This window comes from Streptomyces sp. NPDC047853, from assembly GCF_043204535.1.
In the GTDB taxonomy this organism is placed as follows: Bacteria; Actinomycetota; Actinomycetes; order Streptomycetales; family Streptomycetaceae; genus Streptomyces.
This window is the reverse complement of record NZ_JBIDCI010000024.1, coordinates 26522-46731: the sequence shown is the minus strand read 5'-3', so window position 1 is coordinate 46731 and position 20210 is coordinate 26522. Positions and strand designations below refer to the sequence as shown.

The window sequence follows — 20210 nt, the reverse complement described above, 5'->3', positions numbered from 1 at the left end:
GCCGCCCGCGGGTGCGGCGGCCGCCGACGCGGGACGGGACTACGCTGCCGATCATGCTTGTCGCCGCCGCTGTCTGTCCCTGCCCGCCGCTCCTCGTGCCGGAGGTCGCCGCGGGCGCCGCACCCGAGCTGGACGCCGCACGGGCCGCGTGCACGGACGCGATGGGGGTGCTCGCGGCCGCCCGGCCCGACCGGCTGGTGGTCGTCGGACCCGGTGACGGCCCCGGACCGGAGGTCTTCCCCCAGGGCACGCCGGGCTCGTTCCGTGGCTTCGGCGTGGACACGGACGTGTGCCTGGGCCCGGAGGCCGGTGCGCGGACCGGGCGCACGGGGCGTGAACTGCCGTACGGACTCGCCGTCGGTGCCTGGCTGCTCGGACGGACCGGCTGGGCGGAGGTCCCCGTCGAGGGCGTCGGCGTGGGCGAGTCCCTTCCCGCCGGGCGCTGCGTCGACCTCGGGCGGGAGGTCGTGGCGGGGGGCGGCAGAGTGGCGCTGCTCGTGCTGGGCGACGCCAGCGCGTGCCGCACGCTCAAGGCTCCGGGTTACCTCGACGAGCGGGCGGCTCCCTTCGACGCCGAGGTGGGGCGGGCGCTGGGAACGGCGGACTTGGCCGCCCTGGCGGTGATGGACGTGGTGCGGGCCCGCGAGCTGAAGGCGTCCGGCCGGGCGCCGTGGCAAGTGCTGGCGGGCGCGGCGGAGGGTGCCGGGCTCGCCGGCGAGCTGCTGTACGAGGACGCGCCCTACGGGGTGGGTTACGTCGTGGCCGCCTGGTCGTAGCGCGGCGCCGGGAGGGCCGGGCAGGCCGGGCAGGCCTGGCGGGCGGCCGGAGGGAGCGCGGGAGACCGCGGGGCATCGCGGCGCCCGGCACGGGGCATCGGCCGCGCGCGATCGGCGGACGGCCCGGAGCTGGCCGCTCGTGACCGTCCGCCGCCGCGGTGGCGGTGACCCGTGTGCGGGCCGATGCCTGGGGCGTACTCGGCCCGTTCCCGGTCAGGAAGCAGGCGGCGGACCGGCGGGCGGGGTGCCGCCCGGGGTGCCGCCCGGCGCGCCTCCGCTTCCGTCCGTGCCGTAGGCGTCCTTGTGGGCGAGGCGGTCCATGGCGCCCTTGGCCTTGCCGGTGCCGGTCTGGATCCGGTCGCTGTACTTGCCCTTGGTCTTCTCGTCCACGGTCCTCGCCACCTTGTCGAGACCGCGGTCGATCTTGTCCCCGTGCTGCTGCGCGAGGTCGGTGACCTTGCCCTTCGCCGGTTCCAGCTTGGCTTTCAGATTGTCCAGGAGACCCATGGTTCGCCTTCCCTCACGGAAGCAGTCAGGTGCGGGCGCCCTTGTCGGCCTCGTTGTCGACGGCCTCCCCGGCGGACTGCTGCTTGGGGATGCCGACGCTGTCCGAGTCGGCGGCCTCGTCGGCCTCCGCGGGCTGTGCCGTGTTCCGGGGGCCGGCTTCGGCCGCCTCCGCGGTCTCGGCCGCGCCTTCCTCCGCCGCGCGCTCGGTGTCCGGGGTGTCGGCCTCGGTCTCGGCGACCGGTGCCTCCTCGGAGGTCTTCGACTTCTGGAAGAACCGTGCAAAAACGCCCATATCAACTCCATACGTTACTCGTGCGGGCGAAATCCCGCGGCATCCGGTGCGTCCGTTTGCGTGGCCGGGGCCATGGCCCCGGTGATCCGGGGAGCGGGAACCTCGAACGAGCAACGACCCCGGACCCGCACCGTCACGTAACTCGTTCGAGGGCGGAGAGAGAGGTTTGCGAGACTGGTGCGGTGAGCAGCGCGCATCCCGCACCCCGAGTCATCGCCGTAGTCGGACCCACCGCGGCCGGAAAGTCCGATCTGGGCGTTTTCCTGGCCCAGCGGCTCGGCGGCGAGGTCGTCAACGCCGACTCCATGCAGCTCTACCGTGGGATGGACATCGGCACCGCCAAGCTGACGCCCGGGGAACGCGGCGACGTGCCCCACCACCTCCTCGACATCTGGGACGTCACGGTCACCGCCTCCGTCGCCGAGTACCAGCGGATGGCGCGGGAGCGGATCGACGCCCTGCTCGCCCAGGGCCGCTGGCCCGTCCTCGTCGGCGGCTCCGGCCTCTACGTCCGCGGCGCCGTCGACAACCTCGAGTTCCCCGGAACCGACCCCGAGGTCAGGGCCCGGCTGGAGGAGGAGCTCGCGCTGCGGGGCCCGGCTGCGCTCCACGCCCGGCTGGCCGCAGCCGACCCGGAGGCGGGACGGGCCATCCTGCCGAGCAACGGGCGCCGGATCGTGCGCGCCCTGGAGGTGATCGAGATCACCGGCAGGCCCTTCACCGCCAACCTCCCCGGCCACGACTCGGTCTACGACACCGTGCAGATCGGTGTGGACGTGGCGCGCCCCGAGCTGGACGAGCGGATCGCCCTGCGGGTCGACCGGATGTGGGAGGCGGGGCTGGTCGAGGAAGTGCGCGCACTCGAAGCCCAGGGGTTGCGCGGGGGGCGTACGGCGTCGCGCGCGCTCGGCTACCAGCAGGTGCTCGCGGCCCTCGCCGGCGAGTGCACGATGGACGAGGCGCGGGCCGAGACCGTCCGTGCCACCAAACGCTTCGCGCGCCGCCAGGATTCGTGGTTCAGGCGCGACCCGCGGGTGCATTGGTTGAGTGGGGCTGTGGCGGATCGCACGGAACTTCCGCGGCTCGCGCTGTCGTTGGTCGAACGACCGGTTACAGCCTGATCACGTGATGGCATCGGGACGCCCCGGCCGTCATCGCGGCCTTCGGCGGCGTGCCATCATCGAGCTTCGATCGACCGAGTGAGTCCTAGTTGGGAGGGCGCGTGGCGATGGAGGCCGGCCCTCGCGACACCGCACCGAGTACCGAGCACGAGCCCGCCGAGCACGACGGGCCGGAGCCGGCCGGAGCCGCTCTGAGCCCCGACGGACCCGACGAGACGCCGGTGGGTGTGGCGGCCGACGGTCCGCAGCCCGAGGAGATGTACCCGGACGAGGTCGAGGTCGAGCTGCGCCCGCAGCGGCGACTGCGGATCTGGCAGCTCGCGCCCATCGTGTGCCTGGCCGCGGTCGGCTCCCTGATGTTCGCGTTCCCGCTCGCCTTCGACTTCGGCGACAGCGGCGCCGTGATCGCGATGCTCGGACTGCTGATCTGCTCCTGCGCGGCGGGCTGGGGCATGATGGCCGCCCGCCGGGTCGGTTACACCTGGCCGGGCCTGCCGCAGCGCGGCTCGGGACGCCGTGCCGACTGGCGGATGATCCTGGTCTACGTGCTGGCGGTCGCCGCCGTGGTCGTCCTGGCCGTGTGGCGGGTGGCCCGCCTGCGCGGCTGACCCGGCGCACGACCGCGGGTCCGGCGGTCGAGCGCACCTGACGCGCGCCGCGTCACGCCCCCGCTCCCGTCCGTGGCCGGGCCGACGTGTCCGCTGTTCGTCACCGCCGGGTCCGGCGGCACTCCGTCCCGTTCCCCGTCCGTGGCCGGGCCGACCGGCCTGTGCCGCCGTGGCGCCCGCCCCCGTCGTCCTGTCGTCACCACCCCGTACGATCGAGGAATGAGCACGCGGATCGCCTTCCTCAAGGGTCACGGCACCGAGAACGACTTCGTGATCGTCCCGGACCCGGAGAACGCCATCGACCTGCCCCCCGCCGCGGCCGCGGCCCTGTGCGACCGCCGCGCGGGCATCGGCGCCGACGGGCTGCTGCACGTGGTGCGCTCCGCAGCGCACCCCGAGGCCAGGAGCATGGCGGCCGAGGCGGAGTGGTTCATGGACTACCGCAACGGCGACGGCTCGGTAGCGGAGATGTGCGGCAACGGCGTCCGGGTCTTCGCGCGCTACCTCCAGCGTGCCGGACTCGCCACCGAGGGCGACCTCGCCGTCGCCACGCGCGGTGGCGTGAAGACCGTGCACATCGCCAAGAACGGCGACATCACCGTGGGCATGGGCCGCGCCCTGTTCCCCGAGGGCGACGTCTCGGTGAGCGTCGGCGAGCGCAGCTGGCCCGCGCGGAACGTGAACATGGGCAATCCGCACGCCGTGGCCTTCGTCACGGACCTCGACCACGCGGGCGACCTGTTCGCCCCGCCGCCGTTCGAGCCCGCGGCCGCCTACCCGGACGGGGTGAACATCGAGTTCGTCGTCGACCGCGGCCCGGGCCACGTCGCGATGCGCGTGCACGAGCGCGGCTCCGGGGAGACCCGCTCCTGCGGCACCGGCGCCTGCGCCGTCGCCGTCGCCACCGCCCGCAGGGACGGCGCCGACCCGGCCGTCACCGGCACCCCGGTGACGTACACCGTCGACGTCCCCGGGGGCACCCTGGTGATCACCGAGCGGCCCGACGGCGAGATCGAGATGACGGGCCCCGCGGTGATCGTCGCCGAGGGCGAGTTCGACGCAGACTGGATGGAAGGGGTACTCGGCTGAACCACAGCCCGGTCCAAGACACTCAGTGCGAAAACGTAAACCCTCGGTCCATCGCTCGAATGGGTGATCCGTTTCACGCTCGGCGAGAGGCGGTCAGCCGCACGTGATGGGCTCGATAGCATCAAGCACCGGCCCGGACGGGGGACCGACACCATCCCCTGAGCCGTGTCCGCCCTGGGATACCCCGTCCGCCGGTCCGCGCAGCCGGAGGTGCCCATGAATGCGGAGGCCGTGAATCCAGCGAGCCCAGGCCCGATGACGCCCGCGGTCGCCGGCGGCGTCGCGCCGTCCGCGCCCCGCCGGAAGTCCCGCCCCCGGATCGACCTGCGCCGCCTGGGTCGTGCCGCACTGCTCGGCTCCACCGCCCGTGGCCGGCTGCCCGACGCCATCGGCCACGTCGTCGAGGCCCACCGCGCCCACCACCCCGACGCCGACCTGGACCCGCTCCGTCGCGCCTACGTCCTGGCCGAGTCCTCGCACCGCGGCCAGATGCGCAAGAGCGGCGAGCCCTACATCACGCACCCCCTCGCCGTGACCCTGATCCTCGCGGAACTGGGTGCGGAGACCACCACGTTGACCGCCTCCCTCCTCCACGACACGGTCGAGGACACCGAGGTGACCCTCGACCAGGTGGGCGAGGAGTTCGGCGCCGAGGTCCGCTATCTCGTCGACGGCGTCACCAAGCTGGAGAAGGTCGACTACGGCGCCGCCGCCGAGCCCGAGACCTTCCGCAAGATGCTCCTCGCCACCGGCAACGACGTCCGCGTGATGTCGATCAAACTCGCCGACCGGCTGCACAACATGCGCACCCTCGGCGTCATGCGCCGCGAGAAGCAGGAGCGCATCGCCAAGGTCACCCGGGACGTGCTCATCCCGCTCGCCGAGCGGCTCGGCGTCCAGGCGCTCAAGTCCGAACTGGAGGACCTCGTCTTCGCGGTCATGCACCCCGAGGAGTACGAGCACACGCGGAAACTGGTCGACGAGAACGCCGCCCGCGCGGACGATCCCCTGGCGGCGGTCGCCGACGAGGTGCGCAAGGTGCTGCGCGAGGCCGACATCACCGCCGAAGTCCTCATCCGGCCCCGCCACTTCGTCTCCGTCCACCGCGTCTCCCGCAAACGCGGTCCGCTGGGCGGCGCCGACTTCGGCCGTCTCCTGGTCCTCGTGCAGGAGGACGCCGACTGCTACGCGGTCCTCGGCGAGCTGCACACCTGTATGACGCCCGTCGTCTCGGAGTTCAAGGACTTCATCGCCGTCCCCAAGTTCAACCTGTACCAGTCGCTGCACACCGCGGTGGCCCGTGCGCACGACGGACAGGTCGTCGAAGTCCTCATCCGCACCCACCAGATGCACAAGGTCGCGGAGGCCGGCGTCGTCGCCCTCGGCAACCCCTACGCCCAGCCGCCGGAGGAGCAGACCACCGGCGACGGCGAGCGGATCGACCCGACCCGGCCCGGCTGGTTGTCGCGGCTGCTCGACTGGCAGCGGGGCGCCCCCGACCCCGACACCTTCTGGTCCACCCTCCGCGAGGACCTCGCCCAGGACCGCGAGATCACCGTCTTCCGCCCCGACGGCCGGGCCCTGGGCCTCCCCGAGGGCGCGACCTGCGTCGACGCCGCGTACGCCCAGTACGGAGAGGACGCGCACGCCTCCATGGGCGCCCGGGTCAACGGCCGTCTGGCGACGATGAGCACGGTGCTCCGGGACGGCGACACCGTGCAGCTCCTGATGGGCCAGGACCCGGCCTCGCAACCTTCCAGGGAGTGGCTGGAGCACGCCCACACGCCCGCCGCGCGGATCGCCATCCAACGCCGACTCGCCTCCCACCCGGAGCCGGCCGCCGAAGTGGAGCGGACCTCCGAGAGCTCCGAGGGCTCCGAGAACCCCGAGGGCTCCCTTTCCGGCGACGCGCCCGCCCCGCGCCCCGCGGCCGACGGTCCGGCCACCCGCCCCGCGTCCGCCGACGTCCTGGTGGACCTGCCGGGGACGACCGTACGGCTGGCCGGCTGCTGCACCCCCGTGCCGCCCGACGAGATCACCGGCTTCGCCGTGCGCGGGGGAGTGGTGACCGTGCACCGCGCGGAGTGCGCCGTGGTGACGCGGATGACGAGCGCGGGGCGCCCGGAGGTGGGCGTGCGCTGGGGAGAGAGCACCCAGTGCCGGGTCACCCTGCTCGCCGAATCGTTCGGCCGCCCGCACCTCCTCGCCGACCTCACCGAGGCCATGGCCCTCGAAGGCGCCGAGATCGTCTCCGCGACCGTCGAGCCGCCCGACCGGCAGCGGGTACGCCACAGCTACACCGTCCTGCTCCCGGACGCGGCCAGGCTGCCCGCCCTCATGCGCGCCATGCGCGACGTGGCCGGCGTCTACGACGTGAGCCGGGCCCAGCCGCAGACCACGGGCGTCTGAGCCGCACCGGGCCGGACCGAGTCGTGAGAAGGCCGGGCGGCGGGGGCGCCGAGCCGCACGGGCCGCACCGGGCCGAGTCGTCAACAGGCCGGGCCACACGGGTCGGGCCGCACCGGGCCGGTCGTCGGAAGGTGAGCCGCACCGATCCGGGCCGCCGAGCCGTGGAGAGCCGGGCCGCACCGGGCCGGTCGTCGGAAGGTGAGCCGCACCGATCCGGGCCGCCGAGCCGTGGAGAGCCGGGCCGCACCGGGCCGAGTCGTCGGAAGGTGAGCCGCAGCGATCCGGGTCGCGAAAGGCCGAGCCGGAAGAGCCGGGCCGCACCGGGTCGGTCGCGGCAGCCCGGACCTACACGTTCGGGTGTCCCGGGCGCGCGCCGTCGCCGCGACGCACGTGCGCGTTGATAGCCGTGAGGGATGCCGCACACCCCGCACACCTCGACTCCGCGCCCCCGTGGCCGGGCCCGCCGCCGGCTCAGGCTCGCCGCGCTGCTCGCCTCGGCCGTCTCCGTCTGCATGGTCGCCGCGAGCGCCCCGCCGGTCCCCCTCGGCGTGGGCGACCGCCTCTTCCCGCACCTGGGCAACCCCGGCTACGACGTGGCGGCGTACGACCTGTCCTTCACCTACACCGGCAGCAACAGCGAGCCGCTCAAGGCCGTCACCACCATCGACGCCCTGACCACGGCCGACCTGGACCGGGTCAACCTCGACTTCGCCCACGGCACGGTCGACTCCGTCGAGGTCGACGGTGAGCCCGCCGGGTTCGCGACGGCCGGCGAGGACCTCGTCGTCACGCCCGAGGACGCGCTCGACGAGGGCGACTGGACGCGCATCACCGTCCGGCACACCAGCGACCCCGTCTACCCCGAGGACCGCGAGGGCGGCTGGGTGCGCACCGCCGACGGCCTCGCCATGGCCAACCAGGCCGACGTCGCCCACCTGGTGTTCCCCTGCAACGACCACCCCTCCGACAAGGCGCGCTTCACCATCCGCGTCACCGCTCCCGACGGACTCACGGCCGTCGCGAACGGCCTGCCGGCGGGTGTGGAGCGCGACGGCGGAGCGACCACCTGGACGTACCGGCACGACCACCCCATGGCCACCGAGCTGGCCCAGGTCTCGATCGGCCGCTCCACCGTGCTGCGCCGCACCGGCCCGCACGGACTGCCCCTGAGGGACGTCGTGCCGACCGGGCACCGCGCGGCGCTCGAACCGTGGCTGGCGAAGACCCCCGACCAGATCACCTGGATGGAGGACCAGGTCGGGCCCTACCCCTTCGAGACGTACGGCCTGCTCATGGCCGACGCCACCACCGGATTCGAGCTGGAGACCCAGACGCTCTCCCTCTTCGAACGGGAGCTGTTCACCGAGCCCGGCTACCCCGAGTGGTACGTCGAGTCGATCATGGTGCACGAGCTGGCCCACCAGTGGTTCGGCAACAGCGTCGGCCCCGCCACCTGGTCCGACCTCTGGCTCAACGAGGGCCACGCCACCTGGTACGAGGCGCTCTACGCGGAGGAGACCGCCGACAGGCCCATGGAGGCGCGCATGAAGGCCGCCTACGGTGCCTCCGACCGCTGGCGCGCGAAGGGCGGACCGCCGGCCGCCCCGAAACCGCCCACCTCCGGCAGCAAGACCGGTATCTTCCGGGCCAACGTCTACGACGGCGCGGCCCTCGTGCTCTACGCCCTGCGCCAGGAGATCGGCCGCGCCGCCTTCGAGCGCCTCGAACGGACCTGGGTCGCCCGCCACCGGGACGGCACCGCGACGACCGCCGACTTCGTCCGGCTCGCCTCCGAGGTCTCCGGCCGTGACCTGGGCACCTTCCTCCAGGCATGGCTGTACGGCCAGAAGACCCCGCCGATGCCCGGCCACCCGGACTGGAAGCCCACGGCGGCCGACCAGGCGCCGGCGTCGGCACCGGCGTCGGCACCGGTCGCGGCCGGGGCGCACGGGGAATAAGCCGGTGACGAGACGGCCCGTGCCGTGCGACCATCTTCGCGGCGACGCGGTGCGGGCCGCGGGAATCTCCCCGATGGCTCGTGCGTTGTGCAGAGTGATGCGGTAGCAGTGCCGCACGCCACGTTTCCCAGCTACGTAAGGATCCAATGACCTCCTCTTCTTCCCCCTCCCAGGACACCAAGCGTCTCGCGCAGACCTATCCCGAGGGCCTTCGGGCCGATGCCCTGATGGAAGAGGACGTCGCCTGGAGCCACGACATCGCGTCCGAGTGGGACGGCGAGCAGCTCGACCGCGCCGACCGCGCGGCCCTGCGCCGGGTGGCGGGCCTCTCCACAGAGCTCGAGGACGTCACCGAGGTCGAGTACCGCCAGCTCCGTCTGGAACGGGTCGTCCTCGTCGGCGTGTGGACCTCGGGCACGGTGCAGGACGCCGAGAACTCCCTCGCCGAGCTCGCCGCGCTCGCGGAGACCGCGGGTGCGCTCGTGCTGGACGGTGTCGTCCAGCGCCGCGACAAGCCCGACGCCGCCACCTACATCGGCTCCGGCAAGGCCGAGGAGCTGCGGGACGTCGTGCTCGACACGGGCGCGGACACCGTCATCTGCGACGGTGAGCTGAGCCCGGGCCAGCTGATCCACCTCGAGGACGTCGTCAAGGTCAAGGTCATCGACCGCACGGCCCTGATCCTGGACATCTTCGCCCAGCACGCCAAGTCCCGAGAGGGCAAGGCGCAGGTGGCGCTCGCGCAGATGCAGTACATGCTGCCGAGGCTGCGCGGCTGGGGTCAGTCGCTGTCCCGTCAGATGGGCGGCGGCAAGGGCGGCGGCCTCGCCACCCGTGGCCCCGGTGAGACCAAGATCGAGACGGACCGGCGCCGCATCCGCGAGAAGATGGCGAAGATGCGCCGGGAGATCGCGGAGATGAAGACCGGCCGCGAGATCAAGCGCCAGGAGCGCAAGCGCCACAAGGTGCCGTCCGTCGCCATCGCGGGCTACACCAACGCGGGCAAGTCCTCGCTGCTCAACCGCCTCACCGGAGCGGGCGTGCTGGTCGAGAACGCGCTGTTCGCGACCCTCGACCCGACCGTGCGCCGGGCCGAGACGCCGAGCGGCCGGCTGTACACGCTGGCGGACACCGTCGGCTTCGTCCGGCACCTGCCGCACCACCTGGTCGAGGCGTTCCGCTCCACGATGGAGGAGGTCGGCGACTCCGACCTGATCCTGCACGTGGTGGACGGTTCGCATCCGGCTCCGGAGGAGCAGCTGGCCGCCGTGCGCGAGGTGATCAGGGACGTCGGCGCCACCGACGTGCCCGAGATCGTCGTGATCAACAAGGCCGACATGGCGGACCCGGTGGTCCTCCAGCGGCTGCTGCGGGTGGAGAAGCGCTCCATCGCCGTCTCGGCCCGCACCGGCCAGGGCATCGCCGAGCTGCTCGCCCTGGTCGACAACGAGCTGCCGCGTCCGTCGGTCGAGGTCGAGGCGCTCGTGCCGTACACCCGGGGTGGTCTGGTCGCCCGCGCCCACGACGAGGGCGAGGTGCTGTCCGAGGAGCACACCCCGGAGGGCACCCTCCTCAAGGTGCGGGTGCACGAGGAGCTGGCGGCGGAGCTGACGCCGTACGCTCCGGCGCCCCTCGGCTGAGGCACGCACGGCAAGGACGAGGGCCCGCTTCCCACGCCGGGGGAGCGGGCCCTCGCACGTGCCGATCACTGACCGCCGTACGTCCTGCTCATGTTCTGGTACATCGCCTCCGCCTCCCGGCCCAGCTGCGGGCCCGCCAGCCAGGTGTTCTCCAGCGGCCCGATCGAGGTGTTCGAGACCAGCACGGTCTCACCGTCCACCACCCGGAACCAGCCGCCGCCGGACGAGCCCCCGGTCATGGTGCAGCCGATGCGGTACATCGTCGGCAGCGACGGGCTGAGCGACAGCCGGCCGGGCCGGTCGACGCACTTGAACATGGTCAGGCCGTTGTAGGGCGGAGCGGCGGGGTAGCCCCAGGCGCCCATGCTGGCGATCTCCGTCGCGGACGGGGCGGAGAAGTCCACCTCCAGCGCCGCGCCCACCGTCTCCTCCAGGGACTTGCTGCCCTGCTCCGGTTTCACGTGCAGCACGGAGTAGTCGTACGCGGCTCCGTCGCCGCCGTCCTGCGCTCCGCCCTGGATCCACTGGTTCGAGGTCGACGCCCAGTCGGCCCACCAGGTGCCGTACGGGGCCATCTCGCCGGTCGTCGCGTCCGCCAGCTCCGTCTCGCTTTTGTCGAGATCGTTGTACGACGGCACGAAGGCGAGGTTGCGGTACCAGCCGCCGCTGCCCCCCGCGTGCACGCAGTGGCCCGCCGTCCAGACCAGGTTGGACTTGCCCGGGTGGTTCACGTCCTTGACGACCGTGCCGGAACAGACCATCGAACCCTCGGGGGAGTCGAAGAAGACCTTGCCGACCGGGGCGGCGTTGCGGTGGTACGGCGTCTTCTCGGCCACGGCCTCGACGGGGGCCGGCTCCGGGTCGGTGGCGCCCTGGTCGACGGCGGCGTCCTTGGTGCCGATGGTCTTGTCGGCCTCCTTCGCGGACTTCATCCGGTCCGGCTGCCACAGGCCTTCGATCACCGGATTGACGAAGTCCTTGGCCTCACTGAGCCACTTGTCCCTGTCCCAGTCCTTCCAGCCGCCGTCCTTCCACCGGTCGACGTCGATGCCGTGCTCCTCGAGCCGGTCGGCGAGGCCGGCCGGGACCTCCACCTGACCGTCGGCGCCGGTACCGGCGGCCTGGGAGGTGCCGCCGCCGGGCTCCGCGTCGGCCTCGCCCCCCTCCGAACCACCGCAGGCGGTCATGGTGAGGGCCAGGGCGGCGACGAGGCCGGTGGCGGCGAGTGCCGTGCGCCGCCGAGGGCGTGGCGTGGCGGGCGCGGGTGTGGAACGCATGGTGAGAGGACCCCCGTTGACTTACCTGTGAGTGCGGACGTGCGAGTGCGCCCTGTGAGTGCGGACGTACGAGTGTGCGGGCACGTGCGGTGCGGTGCGGGGCGCTCGCCCTGCGCACCCCACCGCTCACCACATGCGGCGCCGTGCCTCAGCGCGTGCTCACTGGCCGGCGAACTTGCCGCTCACCGCGTCGAACACGCCCTTGGCCTCCTCGCCCAGCCGCGGACCGGCCAGCCAGCCTGCCGTCACGGGGCCGATCGAGGTGTTGGACACCAGCGCGGGCTTGCCGTCGGAACCGGCCGCGATCCAACCGCCGCCGGACGAACCTCCGGTCATGCTGCAGCCGATGCGGTACATCGTCGGGTCGGTGGCGTTGATCGACAGCCGCCCGGGCTTGTCCTCGCACTGGAACAGCTTCTGGCCGTCGTAGGGCGGCGCGGCCGGGTAGCCGATCGCCTTGATGTTCTCGACCTGCGGCACGGCGGGCGCGTCGAAGTCCACCGGGAGCGCCGAACCGACCGTCTCCTCCAGGGACTTGCCGTCGCTGCCCTTCTCCGGCGTCACGTGGATGACGGCGTAGTCGTGCGGGGCGCCGTCGCCGCCCGTCGCTCCGCCCTGCTCGATCCACTGGTCCGAGGTCTGCGCCCAGTCACCCCACCAGACGCCGTACGGGGCGACCTCTTCCTTGGTGGCCTTCTGGAGTTCCTCGTTCGACTTGCCGGCGTCGTTGTACGACGGCACGAAGGCGATGTTGCGGTACCAGCCGCCCTTCTTGCCGGCGTGCACGCAGTGGCCCGCCGTCCACACCAGGTTGGACTTGCCGGGGTTGGCCGGATCCTTCACGACGGTCGCCGAGCAGACCATCGAGCCCCCGGGAGAGTCGAAGAGCAGCTTCCCGGCCGTCGCGGCGCTGTCGTGGTACTTGGGCGGCACGGCCTGTGCCTCGACCGGCACCGGCTCCGGATCGGTCACGCCCTGGTCACCCGAGAGGTCGTTGTCGTCGACCTGCTGGTCCGGCTCCTCGGCCTCCCGCATCCGGTCCGGGTTCCACAGGTCCTCGATGATCGGGTTGACGAAGTCCTGCGCCTCACGCAGCCAGTCGTCCTTGTTCCAGTTCTTCCAGGCGCCGTCCTTCCACTCGTCGACGTCGATCCCGTGTTCCCTGAGCTTGTCCTTGATGTGCTCCGGGATCCGGATCTCGCCGTTGCCGCCGTCCGCGGCGGTCGCGGAGGCGGAGGCGTCGCCGCCCGCCTCGGCGTCACCGGAATCACACGCCGTGGCGGTGAGGGCGAGCGCCGCGACGAGTGCCACGGTGACCGGCACGGGGGAGGTGGTGCGCCGCCCGCGCCCGCGCCTGTGCCCGCGCCCGGTGAAGGACGGCCGTATGGATCGCATGGTGTTGACTCCCCCTGCTGTGAACTGCACTGGAACGGCACCACACACTATTGGTTCGCTGTGGGGGAGTTCCGACGGAACGGCAACGGTTCGGATACAAGCCGTCTGACCTGGCCTGTCGCCCCCAGCGGTGGGCGCCCCGTCCGGAGACACCCGACGGGCCGGCGGCGTCCCCGACGGATCTCCGGGCAACCCGTAACCCGGCCGACGGGCGGCGGTTGGTAGCGGTGGGGCCTGCTGTCCGGACGCGGTCCCTCGTGCCGTGGGCCCCCCGACACGGTGGCGCGTCTCCGGACAGCCGGGAGGTCGGGAGCCGTGGCGGAATCCGCGTACGGGGGAGCTGCGTTCGGGGGAGCCGAGCTCGGGGGAGCCGCGTCCGGGGGCCGGAACGCCGGACCGCTCACGGCGAGACCGGCGGCAGAGGCTCCCGCGCGAGCCCCCTCTCCGCGCAGGAGCGGCCCGACGCGTGAGCCTTCGGCCCGCATGTACGCGGGGCCCTCCCGCTCGTGCCGGTCCGGGCCCGGGGGCTCACCATCGAGGGCGCCGACGGCCGCCGCTACCTGGACTGCGTGTCGGGCGCCGGGACCCTGCCCCTGGGGCACAACCACCCGGTCGTGCGGGAGGCGATCCGCGGGGTCCTCGACTCGGAGGCCCCCTTGCAGGCCGGGGGACTCACCACTCCGGTGGAGGACGCCTTCGTCACCGAGTTGCTGCGCACCCTGCCGGCCGGGCCGGGCCACCCCCCGCGCGTGCGGTTCTGCGGGCCGGCCGGTGCCGAGCCGGTCGCCACCGCCGCGGCCCTGGTCCGTGCCGCCACCGGACGGACCCGCATCGTCACCCTCACCGAGTCCGACCACGGCGAGACCACCGACCTCCTGGGCCTCGCCGGCGCCGGGCGACGGCCGGCCGGGGTGATCTTCGAGCCGGTCCGCGGCGCGGCCGGTGTGCTGCCCGCCCCGGAGGCCTGGATGAGGGACCTGCGCCGCGTCACGGCCGAAGGGTCCGTCCCGCTGATCGCCGACGAGACCGAGTCCGGCGTCGGGTGGACCGGTGCCTTCTGGGCGGTCGAGCACGGCGCCGTCACCCCCGACGTCCTGGTCCTCTCCCACGCGATCGGCGGCAGCCTGCCGCTGGCGGCGGTGGTGTACGCCGACGACCTGCACACCGGAGGGTCCGACGCCGGCACCTTCCGCGGCAACCAACTCGCCCTGGCGGCGGGCGCGGCCACCCTGGCCCACGTCCGCGAACACCGCCTCGCCGAACACGCCGCCACGCTGGGGGCCCGGATGCTGGCCCGACTGCGGTGCCTGGCCCAGGAGTTCCGGTGCGTCGGCGAGGTGCGCGGGCGAGGGCTGATGATCGGGATCGAGCTGGTGGCGTCGGCCGAGGGCGCGCGCGAGACGCCCGGCGACGGTACGGGGAACGCGCGGGACGTCGCGGGCGGCGGGAGGGGTGGCGCGGGTCACGCGCTCGGCTCCGCCGCCACGGTCGCCGCCGCCGTCCAACGGGAGTGTCTGCGTCGCGGGTTGATCGTCGGCCTCGCGGGCCCGGCCGGCAACGTCGTACGCCTGCTGCCGCCGCTGATCATCACCGAGGAGCAGACGTCGGCGGTTCTGGAGCGCCTCGCCGACGCCCTGGAAGCCGTCGAGCGCGGTCGCGGCGACCACGCCTTACCGGGCGCGGCGCGCGCCGCACGCTGAACTCCGCCGCCCAGCTTCCAGCTCGCCCTGAGGACTCGCGTTGCACACCAACCCCCTGCCCGAACGGGCGCCCGCCGACCTCGCCGAACCGCCCTCGGCCGCCGCTGCCGCTGCGGCTCCGGACCCGCACCTCGCCCGGTCCGCGCCGGCCTCCACCGGTGGTCCGGTGCTTCCCGGGCACCCTGCCGCCGGTCCGGTGCTTCCCCGGCAGGCGTCCGCCGGCCCCGTGGTCTCCGGCCGGGCCCTCGCTGACCCCGTACGTCCAGGTCAGGCCTCCGCCGTCCATCGCGTGCCTGTTCCTGTGCCCTCCTCGGCGGCGGCATCCGAGTCCCACGCCGACCCGGCGGCGGCATCAGAGACCCCGCCACCGGTCGATGCCCGGGACGACCCTGCTCCCGACCTCGGCCTGGGCCTCGGCCTCTACGCCGAGGCGCAGGCCGAGGCCCAGGCCGCGGCCGTGGAGAACCTGCTGCGCTGCTGGGTACGCGAGACCGGCGCTGCCGCACCCGGGAGCGGCAGCCTCCGTGTGTCTCTGCCGGCCAGCGGAACCTCCCTGACCGTTCCCGTCCGCTACTGGTCGCCGACAGGCTGCCACCGCTTCGGCCTCCCCCGCCTGGCGGACGCTCCCGCCCCCACGCCCCCCGTCGACGCCGTCACGCTCGCCGCGCTGCTCGTCCGGGAGGCGGTCGGCGGTCCGGGCACCGACGGAGCCGATCTCGTGGCGCGCGTCGCCGACTCCGTACGCCGTACGGCCGTGTTCCTCCGCGAACGCGAGCTTGAGTGTGAGCGTGAGTGCGAAGGCGTCCGCGACAGCGATGACCGGGATGAGGGCCGGGATGAGGACCGGGACGAGCGTGACGACCGCCGGGTGAGTCGCGAGCACCACCGCCCCGGCACCGACGGCTCCGACCTCTTCCTCGCCGCCGAGCAGGCGCTCCTCCTCGGGCATCCGCTGCATCCCACCCCGAAGAGCAGGGAGGGCCTCACCGAGGCCGAGGCACGCCGGTACTCACCCGAACTGCGCGGCTCCTTCCCCCTGCACTGGATGGCCGTCGCCCCCTCCGTCCTCGCCGCCGACTCGGCCTGGACCGAGCGCGGCCGACCGGTCACGGCGCCCGGGCTCACCGCCCGCCTCGCCGGCGACGGTCCGGTGCCGCCGGACGGCTACGCGCTACTGCCCCTGCACCCCTGGCAGTTCCGCGCGGTACGGCATCGGCCGGAGACCGCGGCCCTGCTGGACGCGGGACTGCTCAGGGACCTCGGCGTCGGGGGCGGTGACTGGCACCCCACCTCCTCCCTGCGGACCGTCCACCGACCCGGCGCCGCCGCCATGCTCAAACTCTCGCTGGCCCTGCACATCACCAACTCACGCCGGGAGAACCTCCGCAAGGAGCTCCACCGCGGAGTCGAGGTCCACCGTCTGCTGCGCAAGGGCCTGTCCCGCCAGTGGCGGGCCGTCCACCCGGACTTCGACATCGTCCGCGATCCGGCCTGGCTCGGCGTCGACGGACCCGACGGCGGACCCGTGCGCGGGCTCGACGTCGTCATCCGGCACAACCCGTTCCGGCCCTCGGACGACGTCTCCTGCGTCGCCGGCCTCGTCGCGCCGCGTCCGTACGGGCGGGTGGACGGCACGGACCGGCGCACCGCCCGCGTCCCGCGCTCCCGGCTGGCCGGGATCCTCACCCGGCTCGCCGTCCGGACCGGCCGCCCGCGCGCAGCCGTGACCGTCGAGTGGTTCCTGCGCTACCTGCGGCACGTCGTACGTCCCGTCCTGTGGCTGGACTCCCACGCCGGTATCGCCCTGGAGGCGCACCAGCAGAACACGCTCGTCCTGCTGGACTCCTGCGGCTGGCCCGTCGGCGGCCGCTACCGGGACAACCAGGGCTACTACTTCCGCGAGTCCCGCCGCGCGGAACTCGACGCACGCCTGCCCGGAATCGGCGAACACAGCGACACGTTCGTGTCCGACGAGGTCACCGACGAGCGCCTCACGTACTACCTCGCCGTCAACAACGTCTTCGGCCTGATCGGAGCCCTCGGCTCCCAGCTCTTGGCCGACGAACGGCTTCTGCTGACGGCCTTCCGGGGCTTCCTCCGTGACCTGGCCTCGGGCCCTGCCCCCCTGCGCTGCCCGCCGGCCGAGCATCTCCTCGACTCGTCCGTCCTGCGGTGCAAGGCCAACCTGCTGACCCGGCTGCACGGCCTCGACGAACTGACCGGCCCGGTGGACACCCAGTCCGTCTACGTCACCATCCCCAACCCGCTGCACGCATGAGCGGGCCGCCGCCCGTGCCGTTCGGCCTCCGACTCGGAAACCGAGCCCCCTGCCGACCCTGCCCCGATCTTCCTCCGCAGAAGGAGCGACACCGTGACCTCCACCGATGCGAGCACCGAAGACACCCTGGACCTCCAGCTGCCCGAGGAGTTCGTCGCCCTGCTCGGGCAGGAGCGCCGCGACCGGGCGGAAGCGGACGCGCCGACCCGCGAGGACCTGCTCGACCGCGTCGCCGACTGGGGGCCGGCTCTCACCCCCGAAGGCGAGTTCCAGCTGGTGCCCGTCCACGTCGAACAGGACGTCCCGCTGATCGCCCGCTGGATGAACGACCCCGCCGTCGCCGCGTTCTGGGAGCTGACCGGCCCGCCGGGCGTGACCGAGGCCCACGTACGGGCCCAGCTCGCGGGCGACGGCCGCAGCGTCCCCTGCGTCGGCGTCCTGGAGGGCGTGCCGATGAGCTACTGGGAGGTCTACCGGGCCGACCTCGACCCGCTGGCCCGGTACTGCCCCGTCCGCCCGCACGACACCGGCCTCCACCTGCTGATCGGCGACTCCGCCGACCGCGGGCAGGGCCTCGGTACGACGCTGCTGAGGGCCGTCACCGACCTCGTCCTCGCCAGGCGGCCCGCCTGCACGCGTGTGCTCGCCGAACCGGACGTCCGCAACACGCCCTCGGTCGCCGCGTTCCTCGGCGCCGGGTACCGGTTCTCCAGCGAGGTCGACCTGCCCGCCAAGCGTGCCGCCCTCATGATCCGTGAACGGTCCTCCGGTGCACGGCCGTAGCGCCCCGCCGCTCAAACCCGGCCCCGCCGCACCGCCCCTTCCCCATCGGCCCCGCCGACCCGTCCTCGCCCATCGGCCCCGCCGACCCGTCCTCGCCCATCGGCCTCGCCGACCCGTCTCGCCCATCGGCCCCGCCGTCCAGGAGCCCCCGTGTCACCGCTGTACCCACGGCCCCGCCGGCCCCACGTGTCCGCCTTGCCGACCCGTCTGTCAGTCCTGGGCCGTAGGGTGGTCGCGCTATGACGAAGCCCTCACTCCCCGAACTCCTGCACGCCGCCGTCACCGCCGTCGGCGGCACGGAGCGTCCCGGCCAGGTGGCCATGGCCGAAGCCGTCGAGGAAGCCATCGACGGCGGCTCCCATCTGCTGGTCCAGGCCGGCACCGGCACCGGCAAGTCGCTCGGGTACCTGGTGCCCGCGCTGGCGCACGGGGAGCGGGTCGTCGTGGCGACCGCGACCCTGGCCCTCCAGCGCCAGCTGGTGGAGCGGGACCTGCCGCGGACGGTCGACGCGCTCCACCCGCAGCTGCGCCGCCGCCCGGAGTTCGCGATGCTCAAGGGCAGGTCCAACTACCTGTGCCTGCACCGGCTCCACGAGGGGATGCCGCAGGACGAGGAGGAAGGCCTGTTCGACCAGTTCGAGGCCGCCGCCCCCACCAGCAAGCTGGGCCAGGACCTGCTGCGCATGCGCGACTGGGCGGACGAGACCGAGACCGGCGACCGGGACGATCTCACGCCCGGTGTCTCCGACCGGGCGTGGTCCCAGGTGTCGGTGTCCTCCCGGGAGTGTCTGGGCGCCTCGAAGTGCGCGTACGGCGCCGAGTGCTTCGCCGAGATGGCCCGCGAGCGCGCCAAACTGTCCGAGGTCGTCGTCACCAACCACGCGCTGTTGGCGATCGACGCCATCGAGGGCGCCCCGGTGCTGCCGCCGCACGAGGTGCTGATCGTGGACGAGGCGCACGAGCTGGTGTCCCGGGTCACCGGGGTGGCGACCGGTGAGCTCACGCCCGGGCAGGTCAACCGCGCGGTGCGGCGGGCCGCGAAGCTCGTCAACGAGAAGGCCGCCGACCAGCTGCAGACGGCCGCCGAGGGCTTCGAACGGCTGATGGAGCTGGCGCTGCCGGGCCGTTTGGAGGAGATCCCGGAGGACCTCGGCTACGCCCTGATGGCGCTGCGCGACGCCTGCCGCACGGTCATCTCGGCGATCGGCGCGACCCGCGACAAGTCCGTGCAGGACGAGGACGCGATCCGCAAGCAGGCACTGGCCTCCGTGGAGTCGGTGCACGACGTGGCGGAGCGGATCACGAACGGCTCCGAGTGGGACGTCGTCTGGTACGAGCGCCACGACCGCTTCGGTGCCTCCCTGCGCGTCGCCCCCATGTCGGTCTCCGGTCTGCTGCGCGAGAAGCTCTTCACGGACCGCTCGGTCGTCCTGACCTCCGCGACCCTGAAACTGGGAGGCGACTTCAACGGCGTGGGAGCCTCGCTGGGCCTCGCCCCGGAGGGCACCGAGGGCGACGACCTCCCGCAGTGGAAGGGTGTCGACGTCGGCTCGCCCTTCGACTACCCGAAGCAGGGCATCCTGTACGTCGCCAAGCACCTGGCGCGCCCCGCGCGGGACGGCGACCGGGGCGACATGCTCGACGAGCTCACGGAGCTGATCCAGGCGGCGGGCGGCCGTACGCTGGGGTTGTTCTCCTCGATGCGGGCGGCCCAGCTCGCCGCCGAGGAGCTGCGCTCCCGCATCCCGGAGTTCCCGATCCTGCTCCAGGGCGAGGAGACACTCGGCGAACTGATCAAGAACTTCGCCGCCGATCCGCGGACCTGCCTCTTCGGCACGCTGTCGCTCTGGCAGGGCGTCGACGTCCCGGGACCGAGCTGCCAGCTGGTCGTCATGGACAAGATCCCGTTCCCGCGGCCGGACGACCCCCTGATGAGCGCCCGCCAGAAGGCCGTCGAGGAAGCGGGCGGCAACGGCTTCATGGCGGTCGCCGCCACGCACGCCGCGCTGCTGATGGCCCAGGGCGCGGGCCGTCTCGTACGGGCGTCGGGCGACCGCGGGGTGGTCGCCGTGCTGGACCAGCGCCTGGCCACGGCCCGGTACGGGAGCTATCTGAAGGCGTCGCTGCCCGACTTCTGGTTCACCACGGACCGCAATCAGGTCCGCAGATCACTCGCCGCGATCGACGCGGCGGCCCGCCAGACGGAAGGCGACTGACCGCGGGGGCCTGCCACCGGCCCCGGGGGCCGTCGGCCCGCCACCGCCACCAGGGCCGACGCGACCGCAGGCCCGCACCGGGGCCGTAGGGCCCTGGGCCCCCCATCCGCCACTCGGTGCGGCCGCGGGGCTCCATGCCCGTCAGCCGGGGCCGTGAGCCC

At 73.4% G+C, this 20210-nt stretch carries 15 protein-coding genes; 11 read left to right on the top strand and 4 right to left on the bottom strand.

The window, feature by feature from the left end; genetic code table 11:
* Positions 1-53 precede the first annotated feature (53 nt).
* Complete coding sequence (locus ACGF5T_RS31565; protein ID WP_366768513.1) at positions 54-776, top strand: class III extradiol dioxygenase subunit B-like domain-containing protein; 723 nt, start codon at positions 54-56, stop codon at positions 774-776.
* Between the two features lie 213 nt (positions 777-989).
* Here the strand turns inward: ACGF5T_RS31565 and ACGF5T_RS31560 are convergent, their stop codons facing one another.
* Both ACGF5T_RS31560 and ACGF5T_RS31555 read right to left on the bottom strand, forming a co-directional pair.
* Positions 990-1283 carry an antitoxin gene (locus ACGF5T_RS31560; protein ID WP_356611261.1) on the bottom strand — a complete coding sequence of 98 codons (294 nt, stop codon included), beginning with the start codon at positions 1281-1283 and terminating at the stop codon, positions 990-992.
* Between the two features lie 25 nt (positions 1284-1308).
* Positions 1309-1575 carry a hypothetical protein gene (locus tag ACGF5T_RS31555; protein ID WP_366768514.1) on the bottom strand — a complete coding sequence of 89 codons (267 nt, stop codon included), beginning with the start codon at positions 1573-1575 and terminating at the stop codon, positions 1309-1311.
* Positions 1576-1757: 182 nt separating this feature from the next.
* On the opposite strand from ACGF5T_RS31555, the gene miaA reads away from it, so the two are divergent.
* From miaA to hflX, 6 genes are all read left to right on the top strand, one after another.
* The gene (miaA, locus tag ACGF5T_RS31550) at positions 1758-2696 is read left to right on the top strand and encodes a tRNA (adenosine(37)-N6)-dimethylallyltransferase MiaA (RefSeq protein WP_356611258.1); all 939 of its coding nucleotides are present in this window, start codon (positions 1758-1760) and stop codon (positions 2694-2696) included.
* 107 nt (positions 2697-2803) lie between these two features.
* Positions 2804-3304 (top strand): hypothetical protein, encoded by a 501-nt coding sequence (locus tag ACGF5T_RS31545; protein WP_356611338.1) that lies wholly within the window; start codon positions 2804-2806, stop codon positions 3302-3304.
* A gap of 219 nt (positions 3305-3523) precedes the next feature.
* Positions 3524-4393, top strand: coding sequence for a diaminopimelate epimerase (gene dapF / locus ACGF5T_RS31540; protein WP_366768515.1), 870 nt, complete (start codon positions 3524-3526; stop codon positions 4391-4393).
* 216 nt (positions 4394-4609) lie between these two features.
* Positions 4610-6802, top strand: a complete 2193-nt coding sequence (locus tag ACGF5T_RS31535; RefSeq protein ID WP_366768516.1) for an HD domain-containing protein — start codon at positions 4610-4612, stop codon at positions 6800-6802.
* Positions 6803-7215: 413 nt separating this feature from the next.
* The gene (locus tag ACGF5T_RS31530) at positions 7216-8760 is read left to right on the top strand and encodes a M1 family metallopeptidase (RefSeq protein WP_366768517.1); all 1545 of its coding nucleotides are present in this window, start codon (positions 7216-7218) and stop codon (positions 8758-8760) included.
* A 146-nt stretch (positions 8761-8906) separates the two neighbouring features.
* Positions 8907-10400 (top strand): GTPase HflX, encoded by a 1494-nt coding sequence (gene hflX, locus ACGF5T_RS31525; RefSeq protein WP_366768518.1) that lies wholly within the window; start codon positions 8907-8909, stop codon positions 10398-10400.
* Between the two features lie 65 nt (positions 10401-10465).
* On the opposite strand, the gene ACGF5T_RS31520 is transcribed toward hflX, so the two are convergent.
* Both ACGF5T_RS31520 and ACGF5T_RS31515 read right to left on the bottom strand, forming a co-directional pair.
* On the bottom strand, positions 10466-11677 hold the full coding sequence (locus ACGF5T_RS31520; protein WP_366768519.1) for a hypothetical protein: 1212 nt from the start codon (positions 11675-11677) through the stop codon (positions 10466-10468).
* 159 nt (positions 11678-11836) lie between these two features.
* Entirely contained in the window at positions 11837-13072 is a 1236-nt protein-coding gene (locus ACGF5T_RS31515) for a hypothetical protein (RefSeq protein WP_366768520.1), read from the bottom strand.
* 506 nt (positions 13073-13578) lie between these two features.
* Here ACGF5T_RS31515 and ACGF5T_RS31510 point away from each other — a divergent pair.
* The 4 genes from ACGF5T_RS31510 to ACGF5T_RS31495 all read left to right on the top strand — a co-directional run bounded on the left by ACGF5T_RS31510 (position 13579) and on the right by ACGF5T_RS31495 (position 20049).
* The gene (locus ACGF5T_RS31510; RefSeq protein WP_366768521.1) at positions 13579-14772 is read left to right on the top strand and encodes an aminotransferase class III-fold pyridoxal phosphate-dependent enzyme; all 1194 of its coding nucleotides are present in this window, start codon (positions 13579-13581) and stop codon (positions 14770-14772) included.
* Between the two features lie 289 nt (positions 14773-15061).
* A complete protein-coding gene (locus ACGF5T_RS31505; protein ID WP_392890030.1) occupies positions 15062-17050 on the top strand; it encodes an IucA/IucC family protein in 1989 nt (662 codons plus the stop codon).
* A gap of 93 nt (positions 17051-17143) precedes the next feature.
* Positions 17144-17833, top strand: a complete 690-nt coding sequence (locus ACGF5T_RS31500) for a GNAT family N-acetyltransferase (protein WP_366769022.1) — start codon at positions 17144-17146, stop codon at positions 17831-17833.
* Positions 17834-18072: 239 nt separating this feature from the next.
* Positions 18073-20049: an ATP-dependent DNA helicase gene (locus tag ACGF5T_RS31495; RefSeq protein WP_356611241.1), complete on the top strand. Its 1977-nt coding sequence runs from the start codon at positions 18073-18075 to the stop codon at positions 20047-20049.
* Positions 20050-20210 lie beyond the last annotated feature (161 nt).